Annotated in this window: 24 protein-coding genes and 1 tRNA gene; 13 read left to right on the forward strand and 12 right to left on the reverse strand. The window is 71.4% G+C overall.

Annotated elements, in window-relative coordinates:
• Positions 1–280: transketolase C-terminal domain-containing protein (locus MKK68_RS27465; RefSeq protein ID WP_279605537.1), on the forward strand; the 280-nt coding region annotated here is incomplete at its 5' end.
• An 18-nt stretch (positions 281–298) separates the two neighbouring features.
• On the opposite strand, the gene MKK68_RS27470 is transcribed toward MKK68_RS27465, so the two are convergent.
• Complete coding sequence (locus tag MKK68_RS27470) at positions 299–2146, reverse strand: chloride channel protein (protein WP_244033587.1); 1848 nt, start codon at positions 2144–2146, stop codon at positions 299–301.
• 131 nt (positions 2147–2277) lie between these two features.
• Between MKK68_RS27470 and MKK68_RS27475 the strand changes: the two genes are divergently transcribed.
• Positions 2278–2354: transfer RNA gene (locus MKK68_RS27475), tRNA-His, on the forward strand.
• A 157-nt stretch (positions 2355–2511) separates the two neighbouring features.
• Here the strand turns inward: MKK68_RS27475 and MKK68_RS27480 are convergent.
• The 3 genes from MKK68_RS27480 to MKK68_RS27490 form a co-directional block, all read right to left on the reverse strand.
• On the reverse strand, positions 2512–3558 hold the full coding sequence (locus MKK68_RS27480) for an SIS domain-containing protein (RefSeq protein ID WP_244033544.1): 1047 nt from the start codon (positions 3556–3558) through the stop codon (positions 2512–2514).
• A gap of 151 nt (positions 3559–3709) precedes the next feature.
• Positions 3710–5125, reverse strand: coding sequence for a cytochrome P450 (locus tag MKK68_RS27485; protein WP_244033545.1), 1416 nt, complete (start codon positions 5123–5125; stop codon positions 3710–3712).
• 152 nt (positions 5126–5277) lie between these two features.
• Complete coding sequence (locus tag MKK68_RS27490) at positions 5278–6528, reverse strand: NupC/NupG family nucleoside CNT transporter (RefSeq protein ID WP_244033546.1); 1251 nt, start codon at positions 6526–6528, stop codon at positions 5278–5280.
• Positions 6529–6739: 211 nt separating this feature from the next.
• On the opposite strand from MKK68_RS27490, the gene MKK68_RS27495 reads away from it, so the two are divergent.
• From MKK68_RS27495 to MKK68_RS27505, 3 genes are all read left to right on the forward strand, one after another.
• Positions 6740–7618 (forward strand): alpha/beta hydrolase, encoded by an 879-nt coding sequence (locus tag MKK68_RS27495; protein ID WP_244033547.1) that lies wholly within the window; start codon positions 6740–6742, stop codon positions 7616–7618.
• A 120-nt stretch (positions 7619–7738) separates the two neighbouring features.
• A complete protein-coding gene (locus MKK68_RS27500; protein WP_147726177.1) occupies positions 7739–7867 on the forward strand; it encodes a TFIIS helical bundle-like domain containing protein in 129 nt (42 codons plus the stop codon).
• 89 nt (positions 7868–7956) lie between these two features.
• Entirely contained in the window at positions 7957–8388 is a 432-nt protein-coding gene (locus tag MKK68_RS27505; RefSeq protein WP_147858824.1) for a CsbD family protein, read from the forward strand.
• Positions 8389–8464: 76 nt separating this feature from the next.
• On the opposite strand, the gene MKK68_RS27510 is transcribed toward MKK68_RS27505, so the two are convergent.
• The 4 genes from MKK68_RS27510 to pdxY all read right to left on the reverse strand — a co-directional run bounded on the left by MKK68_RS27510 (position 8465) and on the right by pdxY (position 11839).
• Positions 8465–9250, reverse strand: a complete 786-nt coding sequence (locus MKK68_RS27510) for a 3-hydroxybutyrate dehydrogenase (RefSeq protein ID WP_147726179.1) — start codon at positions 9248–9250, stop codon at positions 8465–8467.
• An 85-nt stretch (positions 9251–9335) separates the two neighbouring features.
• Complete coding sequence (locus tag MKK68_RS27515) at positions 9336–10091, reverse strand: NUDIX hydrolase (RefSeq protein WP_244033548.1); 756 nt, start codon at positions 10089–10091, stop codon at positions 9336–9338.
• Entirely contained in the window at positions 10084–10968 is an 885-nt protein-coding gene (locus MKK68_RS27520) for a PhzF family phenazine biosynthesis protein (protein WP_244033549.1), read from the reverse strand. Before MKK68_RS27520 ends, MKK68_RS27515 begins: the two co-directional genes overlap by 8 nt.
• A gap of 22 nt (positions 10969–10990) precedes the next feature.
• A complete protein-coding gene (gene pdxY / locus MKK68_RS27525; protein ID WP_147841039.1) occupies positions 10991–11839 on the reverse strand; it encodes a pyridoxal kinase PdxY in 849 nt (282 codons plus the stop codon).
• A 93-nt stretch (positions 11840–11932) separates the two neighbouring features.
• On the opposite strand from pdxY, the gene MKK68_RS27530 reads away from it, so the two are divergent.
• The 6 genes from MKK68_RS27530 to MKK68_RS27555 all read left to right on the forward strand — a co-directional run bounded on the left by MKK68_RS27530 (position 11933) and on the right by MKK68_RS27555 (position 16572).
• Entirely contained in the window at positions 11933–12454 is a 522-nt protein-coding gene (locus MKK68_RS27530; RefSeq protein ID WP_244033550.1) for a DedA family protein, read from the forward strand.
• On the forward strand, positions 12454–13242 hold the full coding sequence (locus tag MKK68_RS27535) for an ABC transporter substrate-binding protein (protein WP_244033551.1): 789 nt from the start codon (positions 12454–12456) through the stop codon (positions 13240–13242). The genes MKK68_RS27530 and MKK68_RS27535 overlap by 1 nt, the downstream gene beginning before the upstream one ends.
• Before the next feature lie 83 nt (positions 13243–13325).
• Positions 13326–13853 carry an MmcB family DNA repair protein gene (locus tag MKK68_RS27540; RefSeq protein WP_147858828.1) on the forward strand — a complete coding sequence of 176 codons (528 nt, stop codon included), beginning with the start codon at positions 13326–13328 and terminating at the stop codon, positions 13851–13853.
• 143 nt (positions 13854–13996) lie between these two features.
• Positions 13997–15103: a branched-chain amino acid ABC transporter substrate-binding protein gene (locus MKK68_RS27545; RefSeq protein ID WP_244033552.1), complete on the forward strand. Its 1107-nt coding sequence runs from the start codon at positions 13997–13999 to the stop codon at positions 15101–15103.
• Positions 15104–15338: 235 nt separating this feature from the next.
• Complete coding sequence (infA, locus tag MKK68_RS27550) at positions 15339–15614, forward strand: translation initiation factor IF-1 (protein WP_147025743.1); 276 nt, start codon at positions 15339–15341, stop codon at positions 15612–15614.
• Between the two features lie 55 nt (positions 15615–15669).
• A complete protein-coding gene (locus MKK68_RS27555; RefSeq protein ID WP_244033553.1) occupies positions 15670–16572 on the forward strand; it encodes a DMT family transporter in 903 nt (300 codons plus the stop codon).
• 37 nt (positions 16573–16609) lie between these two features.
• On the opposite strand, the gene MKK68_RS27560 is transcribed toward MKK68_RS27555, so the two are convergent.
• Both MKK68_RS27560 and MKK68_RS27565 read right to left on the reverse strand, forming a co-directional pair.
• Complete coding sequence (locus MKK68_RS27560) at positions 16610–16912, reverse strand: hypothetical protein (protein WP_147726188.1); 303 nt, start codon at positions 16910–16912, stop codon at positions 16610–16612.
• Between the two features lie 174 nt (positions 16913–17086).
• Complete coding sequence (locus MKK68_RS27565) at positions 17087–17836, reverse strand: class I SAM-dependent methyltransferase (RefSeq protein ID WP_147726189.1); 750 nt, start codon at positions 17834–17836, stop codon at positions 17087–17089.
• A 128-nt stretch (positions 17837–17964) separates the two neighbouring features.
• On the opposite strand from MKK68_RS27565, the gene MKK68_RS27570 reads away from it, so the two are divergent.
• On the forward strand, positions 17965–18570 hold the full coding sequence (locus MKK68_RS27570) for a sulfite oxidase-like oxidoreductase (RefSeq protein ID WP_147726190.1): 606 nt from the start codon (positions 17965–17967) through the stop codon (positions 18568–18570).
• Positions 18563–19279, forward strand: coding sequence for an FAD-binding oxidoreductase (locus MKK68_RS27575; protein WP_147726191.1), 717 nt, complete (start codon positions 18563–18565; stop codon positions 19277–19279). The genes MKK68_RS27570 and MKK68_RS27575 overlap by 8 nt, the downstream gene beginning before the upstream one ends.
• A 63-nt stretch (positions 19280–19342) precedes the next feature.
• On the opposite strand, the gene MKK68_RS27580 is transcribed toward MKK68_RS27575, so the two are convergent.
• Entirely contained in the window at positions 19343–20428 is a 1086-nt protein-coding gene (locus MKK68_RS27580) for a phytanoyl-CoA dioxygenase family protein (protein WP_147726192.1), read from the reverse strand.
• 239 nt (positions 20429–20667) lie between these two features.
• Entirely contained in the window at positions 20668–21780 is a 1113-nt protein-coding gene (locus MKK68_RS27585) for a calcium:proton antiporter (RefSeq protein WP_147726193.1), read from the reverse strand.
• Positions 21781–21827: the final 47 nt, after the last annotated feature.

Below are 21827 nucleotides of genomic sequence, written 5' to 3' on the forward strand. Positions count from 1 at the left end.
GAGCCACGAGGTTCTGATCACGCTGGAGGAGGGCTCGCGCGGCGGCTTCGGGGCGCAGGTGCTGCACCTGCTGACCGAGCGCGGCGTGCTCGACGCGATGCGGCTGCGGGTGCGCACGATGACCCTGCCCGACAGCTATCAAGACCACGACAGCCCGGACAAGATGTACGCCGAGGCCGGCCTCGACGCCGCCAGCATCGTCCGGAAGGTCGAGGACATCCTCCCCGAGCGGAAGGCCCGCCCGAGCAACGTCGTCAGCGTCGGGCGCCGCCCGCGCTGAGCGCCGGTCGGCCGTCGATCAGTCCGTCTCGCCCTGCATCGCGCGGCGCTGGCGGTCGAGCTCGTCGCTGTAGCGCTTCAAGGTGTGGCTCTCCGTGAGCATGCCGATGACCTGCCGGTCGCGGATCGAGTCGACCACGGCGAGCGCCTCGCTCTCGGTGCGGTCGAAGGCCGCCGAGGCTTCCTTGGCGTTCAGCTCGGGCGTCAGGATGTCGTCGGGGTGGCGCAGCACGTCGGCGAGCGTCGCCGGCGTCTCGCTCGCGTCGCGCGCGGCGGCATGGGCCTCGGGCACCAGGACGATGCCGGCGTAGCGGCCTGCCTCGTCCACCACGATCACCCGCGAGGGCGATCCGAGCGGGTGCGCCCGCAGGAAGGTCGCCATCGGCGTATCGAGGGGGATGGTGCGCACGTCCTTGCGCATCAGCCGACCGACCGTCAGGCTGCGGATCCAGCCGACGTCGTGGGCGCTGCGGATGCTCTCGCCGCGCAGGTGGAAGCGCCAGGTGGCGAAGGAATAGCCGAAGGTCTTCCGCACGGTGAGCGACGAGGCGATCACCGCGACGAGGACGAGGCCGGTGATCGGCAGGCTGCCGGTCACTTCCAGCGCCAGGAACGTCATGGTGAGCGGGCCGCCGATGACGGCGACCGCGAGCGCGCTCATGCCGATCACCGCATAGGCGAGCGGCGTCAGCCCGAAGGCGGCGAGCCCCGGGATCACCGCCGGCGCGACCATCGCGAACAGCTTGCCGGCGAGCGCACCGAGGAACAGCGAGGCGAAGAACAGGCCTCCGCGGAACCCCGACCCGATCGAGATCGCCGAGGCCGTCGCCTTGCCGACGAACAGCAGAACGAGCGCCGCCGTGCCGTAGCCCTCGGCCCCGTCCGCGAAGTGGACGTGGAGAGCGCCGTGCCCGCCGGACAGCACCTGCGGGCCGATCGCGAGCGCCAGCGCGCCGACGCAGAGGCCCCCGAGCGCGGGTCCGGCCACCCGCGGGATCCGCGTCGCCGCCACGCCCTGCTCGACCAGCGTGACGCCGCGCATGATCAGGATGCCGAGGCCGGCGCAGAACAGGCCGAGGACGAGGCTCGGCAGGGTGTCGGCGCCGGTCACCGCGGCCGTCGTCACCGCCTGGACGTTGTCGAGGGCGACCAGAGGCTGGGCCGCGACCAGGCTCCGCGAGACCAGGCTGCCGCACAAGGCGGCCACCACCACCGGCGTCAGCGTCGCGATCGAGTAGGTGCCGATGATCAGCTCGAAGGCGTAGAACGCGCCGGTCAGCGGCGCCCCGAAGGCGGCGGCGATCGCCGCGGCCGATCCGCAGCCGACCAGCGTGCGCAGGTCGTTGCGCCGCATCTCGAAGGCGATGCCGAGGCGCGAGGCGAGGCCGCCGCAGATCTGCGTATAGCCCGCCTCGAGCCCGACCGAGGCGCCGCTTCCGTTCGAGATGACGTTCTGCATGGCCACGTAGACGCTGTCGCGCAGCGACATCCGGCCGCCATGGAGCGCGTTGGCCTCGATCGGATCGATCACCGGCCGCCTCCGCCGCCCGCGGATCGCGTTGGCTGCGAGGATCACGAGGCCGAGCAGGATGCCGCCGAGGCAGGGGCCGACGAGAAGGGCGAGCGGCGTCACGGCGTCGGCCGCGCTGAGGCGGGTCCCGTGCGGCAGGCGGTACAGCGCCTCGCGAAGGCACTGCGTCGCGACGTTCATCCCCGCCACCGCCGCGCCGGCGACGCATCCGGTCAGGCCGGAGAGCACCACGAGCCCGACCTCGCTGCGGCGGACGAGGACGCGGAGCCGGCCGGGCGCCTGGACCAGGGTCGCGCGGTCCCAGCAGCGGCGCGGGGTCTCGGCGGTCTGGCTCATCGCGGCGCGGGCATGGGACGACAGGTCACGCCCGATCCTTACGGGTTCGCGCACGCCTCCGTCCACAGGCGCAGGCGTGGTGTCGAACCCGCTTGAAATGCCGCCGCCGCCACGATACACCCCGCCGCAGTGCCGCCGTAGCTCAGTTGGTTAGAGCGCTTGATTGTGGATCAAGAGGTCCCCCGTTCGAGCCGGGGCGGTGGTACCATCGATTTCGACGGGCGATGCGAGGGGTTGGCGAAGCGCCGGCCCCTTTTTCGTTTGTGGAGGATCGGGTCCGCACTCCCCCCGCCCCTTGCTCAAGCCCGACTGCGCTTTCGCAGACGAAGCTTCGAGCCGCATCCGCGAGGGTGCGGCCGCGGGGGTCACACCACGCCGGCGCGGAGCAGGTCGTGGATGTGCAGGATGCCGGCGGGGCGGCCGGCTTCGACCACGAAGATCGCCGTGATGCGCTTGCGGTTCATCACCTCCAGGGCGGCGCTCGCCAGGAGGTCGGCCTCGACCACCACCGGGGCGGCCGTCATCACCTGCTGAACGGTGGTGTCGAGGATCGCCGGGCCCATGTGGCGGCGCAGGTCGCCGTCGGTGACGATGCCGATCAGGTGCCCGTCCGCGTCGACGACGCCGACGCAACCGTAGCGGCGCCGGGTGATCTCGATCAGGACGTCGGACATCACCATCGCGTCGGGCACGAGCGGCACCTCGTCGCCGGTGTGCATGAGCTGGCGCACGGTCTTCAGGCGTGCGGCGAGGGTCCCGCCGGGATGGAGCGTCTTGAAGCGCGCCGAGGTGAAGCCGCGCTGCTCGACGAGCGCCACCGCGATGGCGTCGCCGAGCGCCAGCTGGATCAGGCTCGAGGTGGTGGGCGCGAGGTCGTGGGGGCAGGATTCGCGCACCTTCGGCAGGGCGAGCAGCACGTCCGCCGCGCGGCCGAGCGTGCTGTCGGCGTTGCAGGTGATCGCGATCAAGGGGATCGAGAAGCGGCGCGAGAAGCTGACGAGGTCGCCGAGCTCCACCGTCTCGCCCGACCACGATAGTGCGACGATCACGTCGTCGGCGGCGATCATGCCGAGGTCGCCGTGGCTCGCCTCGGTGGGGTGGACGAAGAAGGCGTGCGTGCCGGTGGAGGCCAGCGTCGCGGCGAGCTTGCGCCCGACATGGCCGCTCTTGCCGATGCCGCAGACGATGACGCGGCCCTTCACCGACAGGATGGTCTCGACCGCCCGCTCGAACGCGACGCCGAGGTCGTCGTCCAGAAGCGCGATGACCTCATCGAGCGCCGACATGCCGAGGCGGAGGCTGCGCACCGCGATGGCGCGCGGATCGCCCTCGCCTGCGGCGACCGCATGAAGGCGCGGCGACGCCGCTTTGGGGGGGTTCTGCGCGATCGGGAACGCGGTGACGTGCGACATGGGGCATCCACATAGGATCCCGGCATCGAGAACGCGCACCGGGCAGGCTGGAACGGCATCGTGCCCGGTCGTCGGGCGACGCTACGCCTAGGTTCGGGCCGTGGTTTAAATGTGACGGCGCGATGTCGCAGCGGGCCGGCACGGGGGGCCGTCAGCGCGGCACCAGGTGGAAGTCCGGTGCGTGCTCGGGCTGGGTCGTCACGACGGCCGCCGGCAGCACCGGGCGGCCATCGGCGAGCGAGATCCTGAACCGGCCGACGATGCGGGCGAGCGCCAGCACCGCCTCGGTCAGGGCGAAATGCGCGCCGATGCAGACCCGCGGGCCGACGCCGAAGGGGAGATAGGCGTAGCGCGGGATCGCCGGGGCGCCGGGCAGGAAGCGGCCCGGATCGAAGGCGTGCGGGTCGTCCCATACGCGGCGGTGCCGGTGCAGCACCCAGGGCGAGATCATCACGATGTCGCCGGCCGCGATCTCCACGCCGGCGACGCGGTCGGCTTCGAGCGCGCGTCGCACGATGACGAAGGCCGGTGGATAGAGCCGCATCGTCTCGTCGATCACCGCGCGGGTCAGCGGCAGGCGCCCGTCCTGGGCGCAGCCGGCCGGGGCGGCGAGGTCCGCGCCCTGCACCTCGCGCGCCACCTGCTCCTGCAGCTCGGGCGCCAGCGCCAGCATGTAGGCGGCCCAGAACAGCAGCACCGCGGTGGTCTCGTGCCCGGCCAGGATCATGGTCGCGACCTGGTCGCGGACCTCGGCGTAGCTGAAGGCCGCCCCGGTCTCGGGATTGCGGGCGGCCATCAGCAGGTCGAGCAGGTCGCGATGGGTGCGCGGGGTCCCGTCGGCGGCCCGCGCTTCGATGATCTGGCCGAGGAAGGGCGTCCAGCGCTTCCGGAACCGGGCGCGCGGAAAGTCGAGGGGCGCCCGCCAGGTCGGCGGCATCAGGATGTCGAGGAGGTGGGGCCGGCCGAGGCGCTCGGAATACTCGGCGATGAAGCCGCGCAGCGCGTCCCCATGCCGATCCATCGCCACCGAGAACATGCTGCGCCCGGCGATCTCCAGGGCCAGCCGGTGAAGGGCAGCGAACAGGGCGACGGGGCCGCGCGCGGCGGCGACGTCGAACTCGCCGAGCGCGTCGCCGATCGCGCGGTCGATCAGCGGGACGAGGCCGTCGATCGCCTTCGGGGTGAAGGCCGGTGCCAGCGAGCGTCGCTGGTGGCGCCAGGATGCGCCTTCGCTGATCAGGACGCCGTCGCCGAGGATCGGGCGCAGGATCCGCACGGAACCGGCGGTGCGGGCATAGTTCGCCTGGTTGTCGACGAGCACCCGGCGGATCGCATCCGGATCGCTCAGGGTGAAGCTCGACCGCCCGAGCAGGCTGCGGCGGGTGATCAGATCGTCGTAGGTTCGGCGCGGCCAGCCGACGAGGGCGTTGGTGCGCAACGCGCCGAGATAGGAGAGGATCGGCGGCTCGCGCTCCGGCGGAACCCGGAACGGCGGCACGATCCGCGACGTCGCGGCGCGCGCGCCATCGGAGGCCTGCGCCGCCGTAGGGTCGAGAACCGTCGTCATGTCCGTCCTCCGCCGATGGCGACGCGCCCCGGTCCACCGTCCGCGACCCGTTCGCCGGGGCCGATCCCTCGCGAGGGATCTGTCGCCGACATCGGGTCTTCGGGCGCCGTTCTACACGTTCGCAGCCGCCGGCGTGAGGCCGGCAAACCGCCTCACGCGGCGATGAACAGGCCGGCGATGGCCGCGCTCGTCAGGTTCGACAGGGTGCCCGCGAGGATGGCGCGCAGGCCGTAGCGGGCGATCTCGGACCGGCGCTCGGGCACGAGGCTGGAGAAGCTCGCGAGCTGGATCGCGATCGACGACAGGTTGGCGAAGCCGCAGAGCGCGAAGCAGACGATCGCCTGGCTGCGTGGATCGAGGGTGCCGCCCTTCAGCACCGGCGAGAGGTTGGCGTAGGCGAAGAACTCGTTGAAGGCGAGCTTCTGCCCGATCGCGCCGCCGACCAGCGTCGCGTGCTCCCACGGCACGCCGAGGAGCCAGGCGAGCGGTGCGAGCGCGAACCCGAGGATGCCCTGAATCGAGGCCGCCGGATATCCGGCGAGGCCGCCCAGGTAGCCGACGATGCCGTCGGCGAGCGCGATCAGGCCGACGAAGGCGATCAGCATCGCGCCGACCGCGACGGCGACGGCGAGCCCCTTCTGCGTGCCGTCGGCCGCGGCCTCGATCAGGTTGGCCGCGCGCGTCTCGACGAACTCGACCCGGGTGGTGGCGATCCGCGTCGGTTCGGTCGAGGGCACCAGCAGCTTGGCGAAGAGCAGCCCGCCGGGGATCCCCATCAGCGAGGCGGCGAGCAGGTAGGTCATCGGCACGCCGAGCGCCGCGTAGCCGGCCAGGATCGAGCCCGCGGTGGAGGCGGCGCCGCTCGTCATCACCGCGAACAGCTCGGCCCCGGTCAGCAGCGCGAGGAACGGGCGCAGCGCCACCGCGATCTCGCTCTGCCCGATGGCGATGGTGATCACCGCCGAGAACGACTCGATCGGGCTGGTACCGACCAGCCTGCGCAGGCCGGCGCCGACGATGCGGGCGGCGGCCTGCATGATCCCGAGGTGATACAGCACGCCGATCAGCGCCGAGACGTAGAGGATCTGCGGCAGCACTCGAAGCGCCAGGATGAAGCCGCTGCCGCCGAACAGCTCGAACATCCGCGGCTCGACGAGGCCGCCGAACAGGAATGCGGTGCCGCGGTCGCCGTAACCGAGCACGGTCTGGACGAAGCCGGCCGCGGCAGAGAGGCCGGACTGGCCGGACGGGACGAACAGGATCAGCGCGCCGAGGCCGACCTGTAGACCGAGCGCGGCGAGCACCACGCGGGGCCGGATCGCACGCCGGTTCGTCGAGAGCAGGACGGCGACGGCGAGCAGCAGAAGGATGCTGAGGCCGGCATGCAGGAGGCGGTCGAACATCGGATCTCGGAACTCGGCTGGCTGATCGGGACGGCTATGGAAGCTTCGGGCCAAGCTTTTCCCGGCGCGATCGACACGCGGTCGTTTCCCCGCGGGTGCTGGATCGATCCCGGATCGGAACGTGACCCCGGCTGTTCATCGCCGGGGCCCGGACCATATCGTGCCGGGCGCCGTCCCGTGGCCCAATCGAAGATCCGGAGCAGACGACATCATGGCGAGCCTGCGTGCGCATCTCGCGTCCTACATGGTCAGGCGCAACGTCCGGAACCGCCTCGGCGCGATGGACGACGTGGGCAAGATCCGGGCGGTCTTCGGCGGCCGGACGTTCCCGGATCCGTCCGGCGCGACCTACGAGGCCGGCGCCGTCGGCGGGATACCCGGCGAATGGGTCAGGCCGGTCCGCCCCGAGGGACCGGAGCGGCGGCTGCTCTACCTGCACGGCGGCGGCTTCGTCGCCTGCTCGCCGAAATCGCATCGCCCGGTGACGGGCGCGCTGGCCGAGCGCGGCTTCACGATCTTCGCCGCCGATTACCGGCTCGCACCGGAGCACCCGTTTCCGGCCGGCGTCGAGGATGCGTGCGCGGCCTGGAACGCCCTCGCCGCGCTCGGCCCGGCGGCGATCGCCGGCGATTCCGCCGGCGGCAACCTGGCGCTCGTCGCGATGCTGGCGGCCCGCGACCGCGGGCTGCCTCTTCCGACGGCCGCCGCCCTGTTCTCGCCGGTCACCGACTTCCTCGCCGAGGACGGCTCGCGCGTCAGCAATGCCCGGCGCGACGCGATGTTCGACCCGCGGGCGCTGATCAACCTCGGGCCGATGTATCTCGGCGGGGCCGATCCCGCCGACCCGCGGATCTCGCCGCTCTTCGCGGATCTCGCCGGCCTGCCGCCGCTGCTGTTCCACGTCGGCGAGCGGGAGGTGCTGCGCGACGATTCGGTGCGGATGGCCGAGAAGGCGCGGGCGGCCGGCGTCACCGTGTCCCTGACGGTGTTCCCGGTGGTCGCCCATGTCTGGCAGTTCGCGCACATCATGTTGCCGGAGGCGCGCCGCTCCCTCGATGCGGCGGCGGAGTTCCTGCGGAGCCACCAGTAGCTCCAGCAAGACGCCGGCCCGCGCCGCGACCGCCTCCGTTGCGACGGAACGGGCTGCGGCGATCGGCCGTTGAGAGGTCAAGCTGCGCCGCCCGGCGGCGCCCATCGCGCGGAGAGAACCATGAGCTTGATCGGACGCATCGTCACGAAGCTTCTCGGGAACGAGGATCGCCAGGTCGTTCGCGACGACCGCAACGCGAGCTCCGCCTCGCCGATCGGGCGCCTCGTGACCAAGATCCTCGGCAAGTAGCCGGCACCCCGCTCGGGCGGGCACGGATCGACGGGCGGCGTGGGTCACGCCGCCATCAAACGCGCAGAACTGACGGGTAGGAGATGACCATGGTCGATACGGATCGCATCGTCGGCGGTGCCAAGGAGCTTGGCGGGAAGATGCAGGGTGCGGCTGGCGACTTCGTCGGGTCCAACCGCGACTCGGCGGAAGGCCGCCTTCGCGAGGCCGGCGGCAAGACGCAGGAGGCCTACGGTCAGGCCAAGGACACCGTGCGCAACGTCGCCGACGAGGCCGGCGACCGCGCCCAGGAGGCCTATGGGCAGGCCAAGGACGCCTACGGGCAGGCACGCAGCAAGCTGCGCGACGTCGCCGACAACGTCACGGACTACGCCTCGGACGCCTACGACCGCCGCGGCGACTACCTGCGCGACGGCCGCCAGGCGGTCAGCTCGCGGGTCGAGGAGAATCCGCTGATCGCGCTGGTGCTCGCCGGCGCCGTCGGTTACGGCCTCGCCCTGCTGCTGCACGGGCGCCGCTAAACGCAGCCCGCGTTTTAAAATCCTGCGCCATCGAAGCACCCCGCCGGTTGACCGGCGGGGTGCTTTCGCCTGCGGGCTACTGCGCCGTCCAGCCGCCATCCATGGCGATGTTGGTGCCGGTGATCTGGCTGGCAGCGTCCGAGCACAGGAACAGGGCGAGCGCGGCGACCTGGTCGACGGTGACGAACTCCTTCGTCGGTTGCGCCTTCAGCAGCACCTCGTCGATCACCTGCTCCTTGGTCAGCCCACGCGCCTTCATCGTATCGGGGATCTGCGCCTCGACGAGCGGCGTCCAGACGTAGCCGGGCGAGATGCAGTTCACCGTGATCTTGTGCGTGGCAAGCTCCAGCCCCGCGGTCTTGGTCAGGCCGGCGATGCCGTGCTTGGCCGCGACGTAGGCCGACTTGTACGGCGAGGCGACCAGCGAGTGGGCCGAGGCGGTGTTGATGATCCGCCCCCAGCCGCGCGCCTTCATCCCCGGGATCGCCGCCTGCATCGCGTAGAAGGCCGAGGACAGGTTGATCGCGATGATCTGCTCCCACTTCGCGCCCGGGAACTCCTCGATCGCCGACACGAACTGGATGCCGGCGTTGTTGACGAGCACGTCGACGGAGCCGAAGCGAGCTTCCGCCTCGCGCACCATCTCGCCAATCTCGGTCGGCTTCGTCATGTCGGCGGCCGAATGATGCGCCCGCACGCCGAACTCGGATTCGATCCCGGCGCGCGCCGTCTCGATCGCGTCGGCCTCCCCGAAGCCGTTCAGCACCACGTTCGCCCCGTCCCGCGCCAGGGCTCGTGCGATGCACAGCCCGATCCCGCTGGTCGAGCCGGTGACGATCGCGGTCTTGGATTTCAGGGTCATGCGGAACTCCGGGATGGCGACGAAACGGCTAAGAAAGCCTGCCCGATGCACCGCCGGTTGTCGACGCATCCGGGTCACGGACGGATCAGGGCGTCACCTCGGCGACGCCGGTCTCGGCCTCGAAGGCGCTGGCGAGGTAGGCGCGCACGAAGCCGGGCATCGCCGCCTCGATGTCGGCGGCCTCGCGCACCGCCACGATCCCGGCGAGCTCGGGCTCGTCCTCGCCCAGCGCGTGGATCTCCATGCGTTCGATCAGGGCGGCGGCGTCCTCGGCGAAGCGGACGGGCCGCAGGAAGGCGAGCTGGCCCTCGCCGCGCAGGCAGACCCAGTCCTCGGTCGCCCCGTCGGGCACCCGGAGGCCGGTCTCCTCCAGAAGCTCGCGCGCGGCGCTCCCCGAGAAGTCGACCGCCTCGCCGCGCACGTCGTCGAGGTCCGGCGTGCCGCAGGGAAAGTAGATCTGCCCGGCATTGGCCGTATGCACGCCCATCCGCCCGAGCAGGACCGCGCAGTCGGCGCTCCACGGCACGATCGCCGCGAAGGCGTTGGCGACGTGCCCGTCCGGCGATCCGCCGTCGCGATAGGCCAGGAAGCGGGAATACGGCGTCTCGAACAGGTCCAGGCGACAGCTGTCGCCGTCGATCGCGCAGCCGCAGGCCACCAGCACCGGCCCGTCGAACAGAGCGGGCTGCGCCGCCCGCCGCCGCATCCAGTTCTGCTCGATGCGCTCGGCGTTGTCGCGCGCCCAGGCCCAATCGTAGGTCACCAGCCGGGCTTCGAGGCGCGCGAGGCGGACGACCTCGAAACCGTACGGCCGTGAGTCCGGCGTCGCCGCATCAGACATGGAGCACGCCTTCCGACACGATCACCGCCGCCCCGCCGATCTCGACCGAGCGCAGGCCGCCGGCCTGGACCACGACCTGCAGCGCGATCGCGCTCGGGCGGCCCATCGCGACGCCTTGCGTGATCGCGACGTCGTGCGTGCCGTCGCCGAGCGGCTCGAACTGCATCAGCACGCCGGCGAAGGCGGCGGCCGCGGAGCCCGTCGCCGGGTCCTCGGCCACGCCGAGGGCGGGGGCGAACATCCGGGCCTGGAAGGCGAGACCGATCTCCGCCGTGTCCGGCGCGTAGAGCAGGAAGCCGTCCGAGGTGTCGGCCAGCGTGCCCGGTCGCGCCGCGTCGAGACGGTCCGGCGAGGCGACCGGAACGAAGGTGAAGCTCGGGCCGACGCCGTGCCGGCTCGGCCGGTGCCGCCCGAAGCCGATATCATCGGGCGCCAGCCCGAACGCGGCCGCGAGAGCGGCGGCGTCGGCAGCCTCGCCGAGGTAGTCCGGCAGGATCGGGAGCCTGAAGCGGGCCCGGCCCCCTCCGTCGCCTGTTTCGACCACGCAGGGGATCGTGCCGACCGCCTCCTCGAGGCCGAACGCGACGGCGTCGGCCCACTCGGGCCGCGCCTCGCGCAGTACCAGCAGGATTGCGGTGCCGATGGTCGGATGCCCGGCGAAGGGCAGCTCGCGGGTCGGCGTGAAGATGCGGAGCCTCGCCCGGTGCCGTGGCTCGTCCGGCGGCATCACGAACACCGTCTCCGACAGGTTGAACTCCCGGGCGATCGCTTGCATCGCCCCGTCGTCGAGCCCGTCGGCCTCGAGCACCACGGCGAGCGGGTTGCCGGAAAGGGCCTGCGTCGTGAACACGTCCAGGGTGACGAAGCGGCGCGGCATCCAGAGGTTCCTTCTCTCGCTCTCAGACCGTCTCCACCGGAAACGTCTCGGTCGGCGCCACGAACTCGTCCTGCGCCGCCACGGTGAGGATCTCGCGCGAGCCCTCCGCCAGCGTGCGCCGCAGGACGCCGTAGACCGAGGCCGCCGCCATGCCGAGCGCCAGCGCCGCCGAGCCGGTGCGGGCGTAGTGGACGAGGAACAGCGCGGCGATGCAATCGCCTGCTCCGTTCACCGACAGGTCGAGGCGGGGCGTGCGCACCCGCCAGAACGTGCCGCCCTCCCCGGCCAGCAGGTCGATGGCGTCGGGCGGGGTCGCGTCGGTGACGAGCGAGGTGACGAGCACCACCCGCGGTCCGCGTTCCTGCAGGGCGGCGACCGCGCGCTTGGCCTGCGCCAACGTGCCGGTCGGCAGGCCGGTGAGCAGGTCGAGCTCGAACTGGTTCGGCGTCACGATGTCGGCGGCGGGCACCGCGCGCTCAGCCATGAACTCGGCGATGCCGGGGCGGACGTAGACGCCGCGGCCGGTGTCGCCGATCACCGGGTCGCAGGCGTAGAGCGCCCGGGCGTTCTCGGTCCGCACCGCATCGACCGCGCCGAGGATCGCGGTGCCGATGTCGGCCGAGCCCATGTACCCGGACAGGACGCCGTCGCAGGTGCCGAGCACCCCGCGCTCGCGGATGCCGGCCACCAGATCCTCGACCGCCGGCCCGTCGAAGACGCGTCCGCGCCAGGCCCCGTAGCCGGTGTGGTTGGAGAACTGCACCGTGTGGATCGGCCAGACCTCGACCCCGAGCCGCTGCATCGGAAACACCGCGGAGGCGTTGCCGACATGGCCGTAGGCGACGTGGGACTGGATCGACAGGATGTTCATCGCGATCTCCCCGGCACGCGTGGCCTCCGCGGCGTGTTACCGGCTTTCGGCATCCCGCGCACCCGGCACCCCCCATCCTCGACAAGGCGGACCATGGATTTCGAATCGCTGCGCGTCTCCGCCCTCGCCTTCGTCGAGGCGCACCGAGCGTGGACGCCGCTGATCGTCGGCGCGTTGGCCTTCTGCGAATCCATCGCCTTCCTGTCGCTGCTGGTGCCGGCCATCGTGATCCTGATCGGCATCGGCGCGATGATCGGGGCGACCGACATCGCGTTCTGGCCGGTGGTGACCGCGGCGGCCGTCGGCGCGGCCCTCGGCGATTGGCTCTCCTACGAGTTCGGCCGGTCCTACGGCGAGGGCGCCAAGCGCCTGTGGCCGATGCGGCGCTACCCCGAGATGGTCGCCAAGGGCGAGGTCTTCCTGAAGCGCTGGGGCGCGGCGGCGGTGGCGCTCGGGCGGTTCTTCGGGCCCGCCCGCGCGGTGGTGCCGCTGATCGCCGGCATGTTCGGGGTCGCCCGGCTGCCGTTCCAGGTGGCCAACGTCCTCTCGGCCCTCGTCTGGGCCTTCGTGCTTCTGGCACCGGGTGCCGGGCTGCTGGCGTGGTTCCAGGGCTGATGCGACGGTTTCCGCCCGAGCGCATCGTCTGCCTCACCGAGGAGACCGTCGAGACGCTGTACCTGCTCGGCCAGGAGCGCCGCATCGTCGGGGTGTCGGGCTATGCCGTGCGTCCGCCGCGGGTCCGGCGCGAGAAGCCGCGCGTGTCGGCCTTCACCAGCGCGGACCTGCCGAAGATCCTCGCGCTCGAGCCGGATCTCGTCCTCGCCTTCTCCGATCTCCAGGCGAACATCGCTGCCGACCTCGCCCGGGCCGGGATCGCCGTGCACCTGTTCAACCAGCGCGACGTCGCCGGCTGCCTCGCGATGATCCGCACGCTCGGCGCCCTCGTCGGCGTGCCGGACCGGGCCGACGCCCTGGCGCAGGGTTATGCCGACGCGTTGGCACGGGCGGCCGCCGAGGTCGCGGGCCGTCGGCGGCCCCGCGTCTATTTCGAGGAATGGGACGAGCCGATGATCTCCGGCATCGGCTGGGTCTCGGAGCTGATCGGCCACGCCGGCGGCGACGACGTGTTTCCCGACCGCGCCCGGATGGCCGCCGCCGTCGACCGGATCGTCGCGCCCGCGGCCGTGATCGCGGCGGCGCCCGACGTCATCCTGGCCTCGTGGTGCGGGAAGAAGGTCAACGTCGCGCGCATCGCATCCCGCTCGGGATGGGCGGCGATCCCGGCGGTGCGGGACGGCCGCATCCACGAGATCAAGTCGCCGTTGATCCTGCAGCCCGGCCCGGCCGCGCTCACGGACGGGTTCGCCGCGATCCGCGCGGCGCTGGCAGGATCGCTCGCGTGATCTCCGGCCGCAGGTGACAAGCGCTGTCCGGGCTTGGCAAGATGCGCCGTCCCGATTCGGCACAGGCCGCCACACGAGAGACGATGTCGTCAGCCCTCGCCCATGCTCTTCCGGCCGAAGCCCGCACGGTCGACGCCGCGCCGGACCTGATCCTGCCGCCCGACCGGCGCCAGTCGCCGACGGCGCTGAGGATCCAGCGCGGGGTGCGCCGCCTGTTCTCCGAGATGGGCTGCGCCACCCTGCCCGAGTTCTCGCTGGTCAACGGGCGGCGCGCCGACGTGATCGCCCTGTGCGGCGCCGGGCGCCTGACCATCGTGGAGATCAAGTCGAGCGTGGCGGACTTCCGCGCCGACCGGAAATGGCCCGACTACCGCGACTTCTGCGACCGCTTCTTCTTCGCGATCCCGGACACGGTGCCGGAATCGCTGATCCCGGACGAATGCGGCCTGATCGTCGCCGACGCCTTCGGCGGGCTGGTGATCCGCGAGGCGCCCGAGCACCCGCTCTCCGGCCCGCGCCGCAAGGCCGTGACGCTGCGCTTCGCCCACAGCGCCGCGCGGGTCTTGCACAGCCTCGCCGATCCGGGCGCGATCCGCGACGGCGCGCTCTGAAAGCCTGGTCGTCATGCCCGGAAACACGGCGTGCTGATCGACCGTCGGACCGGCGCCGCTTCGCTTTCGCCGGCGCGGCGCGGCGGCTAAGCTGTCCCGAGGTCATCGCGGCCGCCGCTCCGGCCGCTGCGGTATGGGTTTCGATGCGCGCACTGATCGGGATCGTCACGGCACTTCTGCTCGCTGCGCCGGCCGCGGCTCAGACGGTCACCAAGATCGGGCTGTCAGCGCCGCTCACCGGGCCGGACGCCGCCTTCGGCCAGGGCATGCGGCTCGGCGCCGAGCAGGCCGTCGCCGACCTCAACCGCGCGGCCGGCGCGTCCGGCCGCAAGCTCGCGCTGGTGGTCGCGGACGATGCCGGCGACGCGAAGCAGGGCGTCGCGGTCGCCAGGCGCTTCGCCGCGGACGGCATCCGCCTCGTGGTCGGGCCGCTTGAATCCTCGGTCGCGGCCGCCACCGCCGCGATCTACGACGATGCCGGCATCGTCGTGGTCACGCCGGGGGCGTCCTGGGCCGCGCTGACGCGCCGGGGCCACGCGACCCTGTTCCGCATCGTCGCCGGCGACGCGCAGCAGGGCGAGGCCGCCGGCCGCTACCTGCTCGCGCACGAAGCGGGGCGCCGCGTCGCCATCGTCCACGACCGAACCACCTTCGGCCGCGGCCTTGCGGACGCGGTCTCCGCGACGCTCAAGGCCGCCGGCAGGCCCGAGGTCGCGTTCGAGAGCCTGCCGCGCGGCAGCCGGGACGCTGCGGACCTCGCCGCGACGCTGAAGGCCGCCCGCGTCGATGCGGTCTACTTCGGCGGGCTGGCGCCGGAGGCGTCGACGCTCGCGCACGCGATGCGCGACGCCGGATCGACCGCCCGGCTGGTGGCGAGCGACGGCATCCTCGACCGGGACTTCGCGACGCTCGCGTCGTCCGCCGGCGAGGGGACGGTGATGACCGTCCCGGCCGAGCCGGCGCGGCTTCCCGAGGTCAAGGGCCGCCCGCCCCGCACCGCGGAAGCCGATGCGCTCGCCGGGCTGACCTATGCGGCGGTCGAGGTGCTGGCGCAGGCGGTCGACCGGGCGAAGTCTCGGGACGGGCGCACGGTCGCCGCAGCACTCCGGGGGGCGCCCTTCCGCACGATCCAGGGCGAAATCGCCTTCGATGCGCAGGGCGACCCCAGCTCGGGTGCCGTAGCCCTCAAGGTCTGGAAGCGTGCGCCGGACGGCCGGCTCGATTACGCGGGCAACGAGACGGCGCCGTAGGATCAACCGTTTCGCACAGGAATCGTCCGGGAACGGCGCTTTTTGTGTCGACGCCGCCGTGGTCGCGAGGCGGCGAAGCTTGCTTGCGTGGCAGGAGGCCCCTACATCGTGCCCGACGCTCGATGGCTTGGCGCCTCCGGATACGGACCCGCCGCCGCCGCGTTCATCGAATTGCCGTGACGAAAGATCGTGCGCCGGAACGCCTGCTTCCAGACGGTCCGACTGGAGAGGGTGAATGGCGAAAGAAGAATTGATGCAGTTCGACGGTCTCGTTCTCGAGATCCTGCCGGATGCGCGCTACCGGGTGCAGCTCGACCAGGGCCACGAGATCGTCGCCTACACCGCCGGCAAGATGAAGAAGAACCGCATCAAGACGCTGGCCGGCGACCGCGTCACCGTCGAGATGTCGCCCTACGACCTCGAGAAGGGCCGCCTCGTGTTCCGTCACAAGGACGAGCGCTCGGCCGGCCCGCGTCCGCCGGTGCGCGGCGGCCAGTTCCGCCGCCGCTGAGCGGCCGGCGATTCCCACGCCTCCCCGGACCGTCGCGGCCTATCCCCTCCTGACGTTGACCGCCCTGCTCTGGGCGGGCAACGCGGTGGCGGGGAAGTGGGCGCCGGGCCACGTCTCGCCGCAAGCGATCACGTCGCTGCGCTGGGCCGTGGTCTGCGTTGTGCTGTGGCTGTTCGCCCGGCGCCGCATCGCGGCCGATTGGCCGGGCATGCGTGGCCATTGGCGGCTCGTCCTGCTGATGGGCGGCCTTGGCTACACGGCGTTCAACAGCCTGTTCTACGCCGCCGGGGCCTACACCAGCGCGATCAACCTCGCCCTGTTCCAGGGCTCGATCCCCGTTCTGGTGATTCTGATGAACTACGGTCTCTATCGGACCCGGGTCACGTCCGGCCAAGCGATCGGCGTGCTCGTGACCCTCCTCGGCGCGGCGGTGGCCGCGACGCACGGCGACTGGCACGTGCTCGCCACCCTCGGCTTCAATCGCGGCGACGTGCTGATCTTCATCGCCTGCCTGTTCTATGCCGGCTACACCATCGCCCTGCCGCACCGCCCGGCCATTTCCGGGCTGAGCTTCTTCGCGGCGATGGCGCTGATGGCCTTCGTCACCTCCCTGCCGCTTCTGGCGATCGAGGCGGCGTCCGGCCGGGTGATCTGGCCGGGGATCGAGGGCTGGGCGATCGTGGTGTTCGTCGCGCTCGGGCCGTCGCTGGCCGCGCAGCTGTTCTTCATGCGCGGTGTCGAGCTGATCGGGCCGAACCGGGCCGGCCTGTTCGTCAATCTCGTGCCGATCTTCGGCGCCGGGCTCGCCGTGCTCGTGGTCGGCGAGCCCTTCGGCACCAATGAGGCCGTCGCGCTGGCCCTGGTGCTCGGCGGAATCTTCTGCGCGGAACGGCTCGGGCGCGGCCCAGGCCCGGCCATCGTCGAGCCCGCCGCGCCGCGGGACCGGCCGAGACCTTGAGCGCGGCCGGTGCTGCCACCGGCCGCGGATCGATCGCTTATTCGCAGACGCGGACGCGGCGGATGAACACGTCGCCGTAGGCGTCGATCGTCCGGCGGCGCTCGAAGTGGCAGACCGGGCCGTAATCTTCCTCGACGTAGACCGGGCGCGGGGCGCGGTAGACCGGCTGGCCAGGATAGTAGCCGTTCTGCGAGGAGGCGATCGCGCCGCCGACGGCGAGGCCGCCGAGCACGCCGAGCGCGGCTGCGCCGCCGGCGCCGATGCCGTCACGGGCTTCAGCCGCGGGTGCTGCGGCGACGAGGCTCCCGGCGAGGAGAGCAACGGAAAGAATTCGGATCATGGTTCGTCCCCTCGGGATCTGTCGTGGTCGCAATGTCCGGCCAGTTCGTAAACGAAATGCGAACGCCGAAGGCTTCGAAGCCCATCGCACGATCACGTTCGTGTTGGGCCGCGGATCGCAACACAGATCAGCGTGCTTTGAGGCAAATCTTCGACGTCCGATCGACGCTGTCGCTCACAGCCGCGCGAGACGCAACGCCAGCGGCCAGCGTACGGTGCGCCGGTGCTCGGCCGGCCCCCACGACGCGGCGAGCGCATCCTGGAACGCGTCGACCGGCGCCCGGCCGACCGCCGTCTCGAGCCCCCGCAGCGCCGACCATGTCTCGACGTAGCCCACAAGGTCGGGGAGACGCCACGCGACGGTGATCGCGAGGTCCGGCGCGACGAACTCCGCGAAGGGGAACGGCAGCGAGCGGTATCCCTCTTCGACGTGCCTGCGCTCCGGCGGCCAGTACGGTCCGGCGACGTTGCGGTAGAAATTCTGCACCACCGCGTCGGGTGCGCCCTCGACGTGGAGGATGCCGTAGCTGACGAGCGCCAGCACGGCGCCCGGGCGGGCGACGCGGCGGACCTCCGCGTAGAAGGCGTCGAGGTCGAGCCAATGGGCGGCCTGCGCCACGGTGATCAGATCGACGCTCGCCGACGGCAGGCCGCTCCGCTCGGCCGCCCCGATCCGGTACGCGACGCGGGGATGCGGCGTCGCGTTCGCAATCTGCGCGGCGCTGGCATCGGTGGCGACGACGGCCTCGAAATGCTCAGCGAGCCGCGTCGAGAGCTGGCCGGTGCCGCAGGCGCAATCGAGCGCGCGGTCTCGACCGGGCGCGCATTCGGCGAGGAACGCGGCGAGCGCCGGCGGATAGGTCGGCCTGTGCGCGGCGTAGCCGGCCGCATGGGACGAGAAATGATCCTTGAAGGCCGGGTCCATCGTCGTCGCCCTGTCGATTGCGTGCCGCGGGGCGAGCGTAGCGCCGCCGTCGCGTTCGCTGAAGCCGGTGCTTGACGGCGCCGGCCATTCCGGCTGCAACCGGCGCAAGCAGCATCGGAGCGAAACGAATGGCGACACGAGGCTTCGTCGGCCGGCGCAGTCCGGAAGAGACGCAGAAGCGGCTGCCTCCCGGGCAGCATCGCGTCGAGGATTTCCCGATCCTCCAGATCGGGCCGAACCCGGTGATCGATCTCGCCACCTGGCGCTTCACGCTGCGGGACGGCGCAAAGCCGTTGAAATCCTGGGACTGGGACGCGTTCCAGGCGTTGCCCCGCACCACGTGGCAGGGCGACATCCACTGCGTTACCAAGTGGTCGAAGTTCGACACCGGCTGGGAGGGCGTGAGCTTCGACGACCTCCTCGCCGATGCCGGGATCGCGGCCCCGACCGATTTCCTGCTCGCCGAGGGCTACGACGACTATTCGACCAACGTCCCCGTCGCCGACCTCGTCGGCGGGCGCGCGATGATCGCGACGCATTACGACGGGGCGCCGATCGAGCCGGACCATGGCGGCCCGGCCCGCCTGCTCGTGCCGCACCTCTACCTGTGGAAGAGCGCGAAGTGGGTGAAGGGCCTGCGCTTCACCAAGAAGGACGAGGCCGGTTTCTGGGAGATGCGCGGCTACCACATGTACGGCGACCCGTGGCGCGAGCAGCGCTACACCGGTGACTGAGGCCCCCGATCTCCGCTGGCGCGAGGGCGTGATCACGGCGATCGCGCCGGTCACCGCGCGGGTGAAGAGCTTTCGCCTGCGCACCAAGATCGCCGACGCCTACCGGCCGGGCCAGCACGTCGACGTGCGCCTCACCGCCGAGGATGGCTACCGGGCGCAGCGCAGCTACTCGATCGCCTCGGCGCCGGACGGCTCGGGGACGATCGAGCTGATGATCGAGGGGCTGGAGGGCGGCGAGGTCTCGAGCTTCTTCCACGAGATCGCCGAGGTCGGCGACGCAATCGAGCTGCGCGGGCCGATCGGCGGCTCGTTTTCCTGGGGGCCGGCCGATGGCGGGCCGCTGCTGCTCGTCGGCGGCGGCTCCGGCGTGGTGCCGCTGCTCGCCATGCTGCGCCACCGCGCGGTCGCCGCGCCCGAGATCCCGGCGCTGCTGCTCTATTCGGCCCGGACGCGGAGCGACGCCGTCGCGCTCGCCGAGATCGAGGCGCGTGCCGGCGCCGAGCCGGGCCTGTCGCTGACATTCACCGCGACGCGTGAAGGCGGACGCCGGATCGACGCGGCGATGGTCGCCGAAGCCCTCGACAGGCTTGGCCAGCCGGCCCGGGTCTTCGTCTGCGGCGCCACGCCGTTCGTCCGCACGGCCGCGACGCTGCTTGTCGAGGCGGGCGTTGCGCCGGGCCTGATCCGCACGGAGCGGTTCGGCGGCTAGGGTCTTTTGCGCAGTGGCGGCCGGTGCGCGCGAGACGGATGCGACCTCGCGATGCTCCGGGATTCAGGAGCGGACGATCTGGCTGCGCCGTTTGATGTCGGGGCTCAATGCGCCGCAGGTCGGCAGGCTTTCCACCGGGCCGTGCACCGCCGAGGTCGTCGCCGAGAGGTCGTGGTAGCACACGCAGCCCTCGGCGAAGTAGTGGTGCACCAGCGCCTTGCGCGACCGGCTCACGTCGTTGCGCGGCGAGCCGCCGTGCAGGAGGTTGGCGTGCCAGAACAGCACGTCGCCCTTCTTCGCGAGGAAGCGCTGCGGCGCGATGCCGTGCTCGGCGATCGTGTGCTTGATCGCCGGCTCGTAGCGCTCGGCGTAGGCCGCGTAGCCCTTCTCGCGGAAATCCTCCGTCGAGATGCCGACATCGTGGCTGAACACGTAAGGCAGCCGGTGGCTGCCGGGATAATAGACCAGCGGACCCGAATCCGCGTGGATGTCCTCCATCGCGACCCAGCAGGCGGCGAGGTAGCCGAGCGGGTAGGTCGTCATGTGGATCGAATCCGAGTGCTCGGATTGCTGGCTGCCCTTGTGCGAGGCGATGGTCTGGAACGGGATCGCCCGCCGTCCGAGCACCATGCTGCTGAAGTTGAACAGCACCGGATGCTCGAGCAGGTGATCGAGTTCCTCGACCTTCAGGTGCGGGTTGAGGTAGCGGCCGGGATGGGGGTCGTCGTCGGTCGCCTTCTCCGGCGCGAGCGTGATGTCGCCTCGCGCGATCGCGGCCTCGTAGGCGGCCCAGGCCGCGTCGATCGTGTCGGGATCGACCGCGCCGCGGGCGACGTAATACCCGTTCTCGACCCAGAAGCGGCACATCTCGGCCTGCTTCGGGGTCAGCTCCCCGCGCGCCAGCCGCCGCTCGATCGTCTCGGCGGCATCGGGCTGGTCGAGCCACGGGGTCGGCCCGGATTCGGGAAAATTCTCCGAACGGAACACCTTGATGCAGCCGATGTCGACCGGGATGTCGGCATCGACGACGTTGGGCGCTCCCGGCCGCGAGACGGGAAGGATCGCGGGTTTCTCGTTCCGTCCGAGCGCGAGGCCTCGGGCCGCGTTCGCCCAGGTCTTCACCGTGTCCGCTACGCCCGCACGCGCCATCACTCCGCTCCGCCGTTGAAAACCACTCGCCCCGACGTGCAATCCGACATCCGATTCGGGTCATACTGAGGCCGTCGGCCGACGGATATCGTCCGTTGCCGCCCCGGGAAAGCGGCTTGGAGGAACGGCAATCCTGCCTTCATCGGTCGATCGACGAAGCCGGGACGCCGGACGCCCCGGCTGCGATCCGTCGGCACGATCCCATCGCCCCGCGCGACGACATGGTCGGGGCGGGAGGTTCAGGGACTGAAGATCAGGACCAGATAAACGAAGAACACGATCAGGTGCACCGCGCCCTCGAGCACCGTGGTGCGCAAGCCAGAGAAGGTCAGCGTGCTCAGGATCAGGGTCACGGCGAGCAGGGTCATCTCGGTCGGCTTGAGCCCGAGGACCACGGTCTGCCCGGTGATCAGGCCGACCGCGAGCACGGCCGGCACGGTCAGGCCGATGGTCGAGGTCGCGGCGCCGAGGCAGAGATTGATCGCGCGCTGCAACTCGTTGCGGGCGATCGCCTTCAATGCCGAGATCGCCTCGGGCGTGAACACGATCGCCGCGATCAGCACGCCCGATAGGGCGGACGGGGCGCCGAGGGCGGCGATGCCGTGGTCGAGGATGGTCGCGAGGCTCTTCGACAGGAGCACGATTGGCAGGATGTTGGCGATCAGCAGGATCGTGTGCCGGACGATGCTCCCGGCGGATGCCGTTTCGCCCTCGGGCCCCTCGCGTTCCGCTCCGGCGGCTCGGCCCCGCGCCGCGTGGCCCTCCTCCTGGAAGAAATCGCTGTGCCGCCCGGTCTGGATCAGCAGGAACACCGCGTAGAGCGCGAGGGTGAAACCCGAGAAGGTCACCGCCTGGAGCGTGGTCAGGGTCCCATCGCGCGTGGAGGTGGTGAAGTTCGGGATGATCAGCGCGAGGGTCGAGAGCGGGATGATCACCGACAGGAAGGCCGACGCCCCTTGCAGGTTGTAGCTTTGCTGGTGATGCCTGAGCCCGCCGACCAGCAGGCCGAGCCCGACGACGCCGTTCAGCACGATCATCAGCACCGCGAACATCGTGTCGCGCCCGAGCGTCGGCGCATCCTTGGCACCGAGCATCACCGCGGAGACCAGGGCCACCTCGATCACGACGATGGAGAGCGTGAGCACCAGAGTGCCGAGCGGCTCGCCGAGCAGGTCGGCGAGCTCTTCCGCCTCGTGCACCACGCCGAAGGCGCACCAGAAGATCGCGACGAGCAGCCAGGCGAACAGGGCCAGGGCCCAGAGCGGGCGGTCGAGGTCGCCGAGCCAGTCCTTGCCGAACCATGCGAAGGCGCCGACCGTCGCCCACGCCACCGCCAACCGCGCCATGCCCATCTACCGTCCGATCCGCCCGGATGCCCCACGCACCCGAAAGACCTTTA

The organism is Methylobacterium sp. E-016 (assembly GCF_022829745.1).
Classification (GTDB): Bacteria; Pseudomonadota; Alphaproteobacteria; order Rhizobiales; family Beijerinckiaceae; genus Methylobacterium.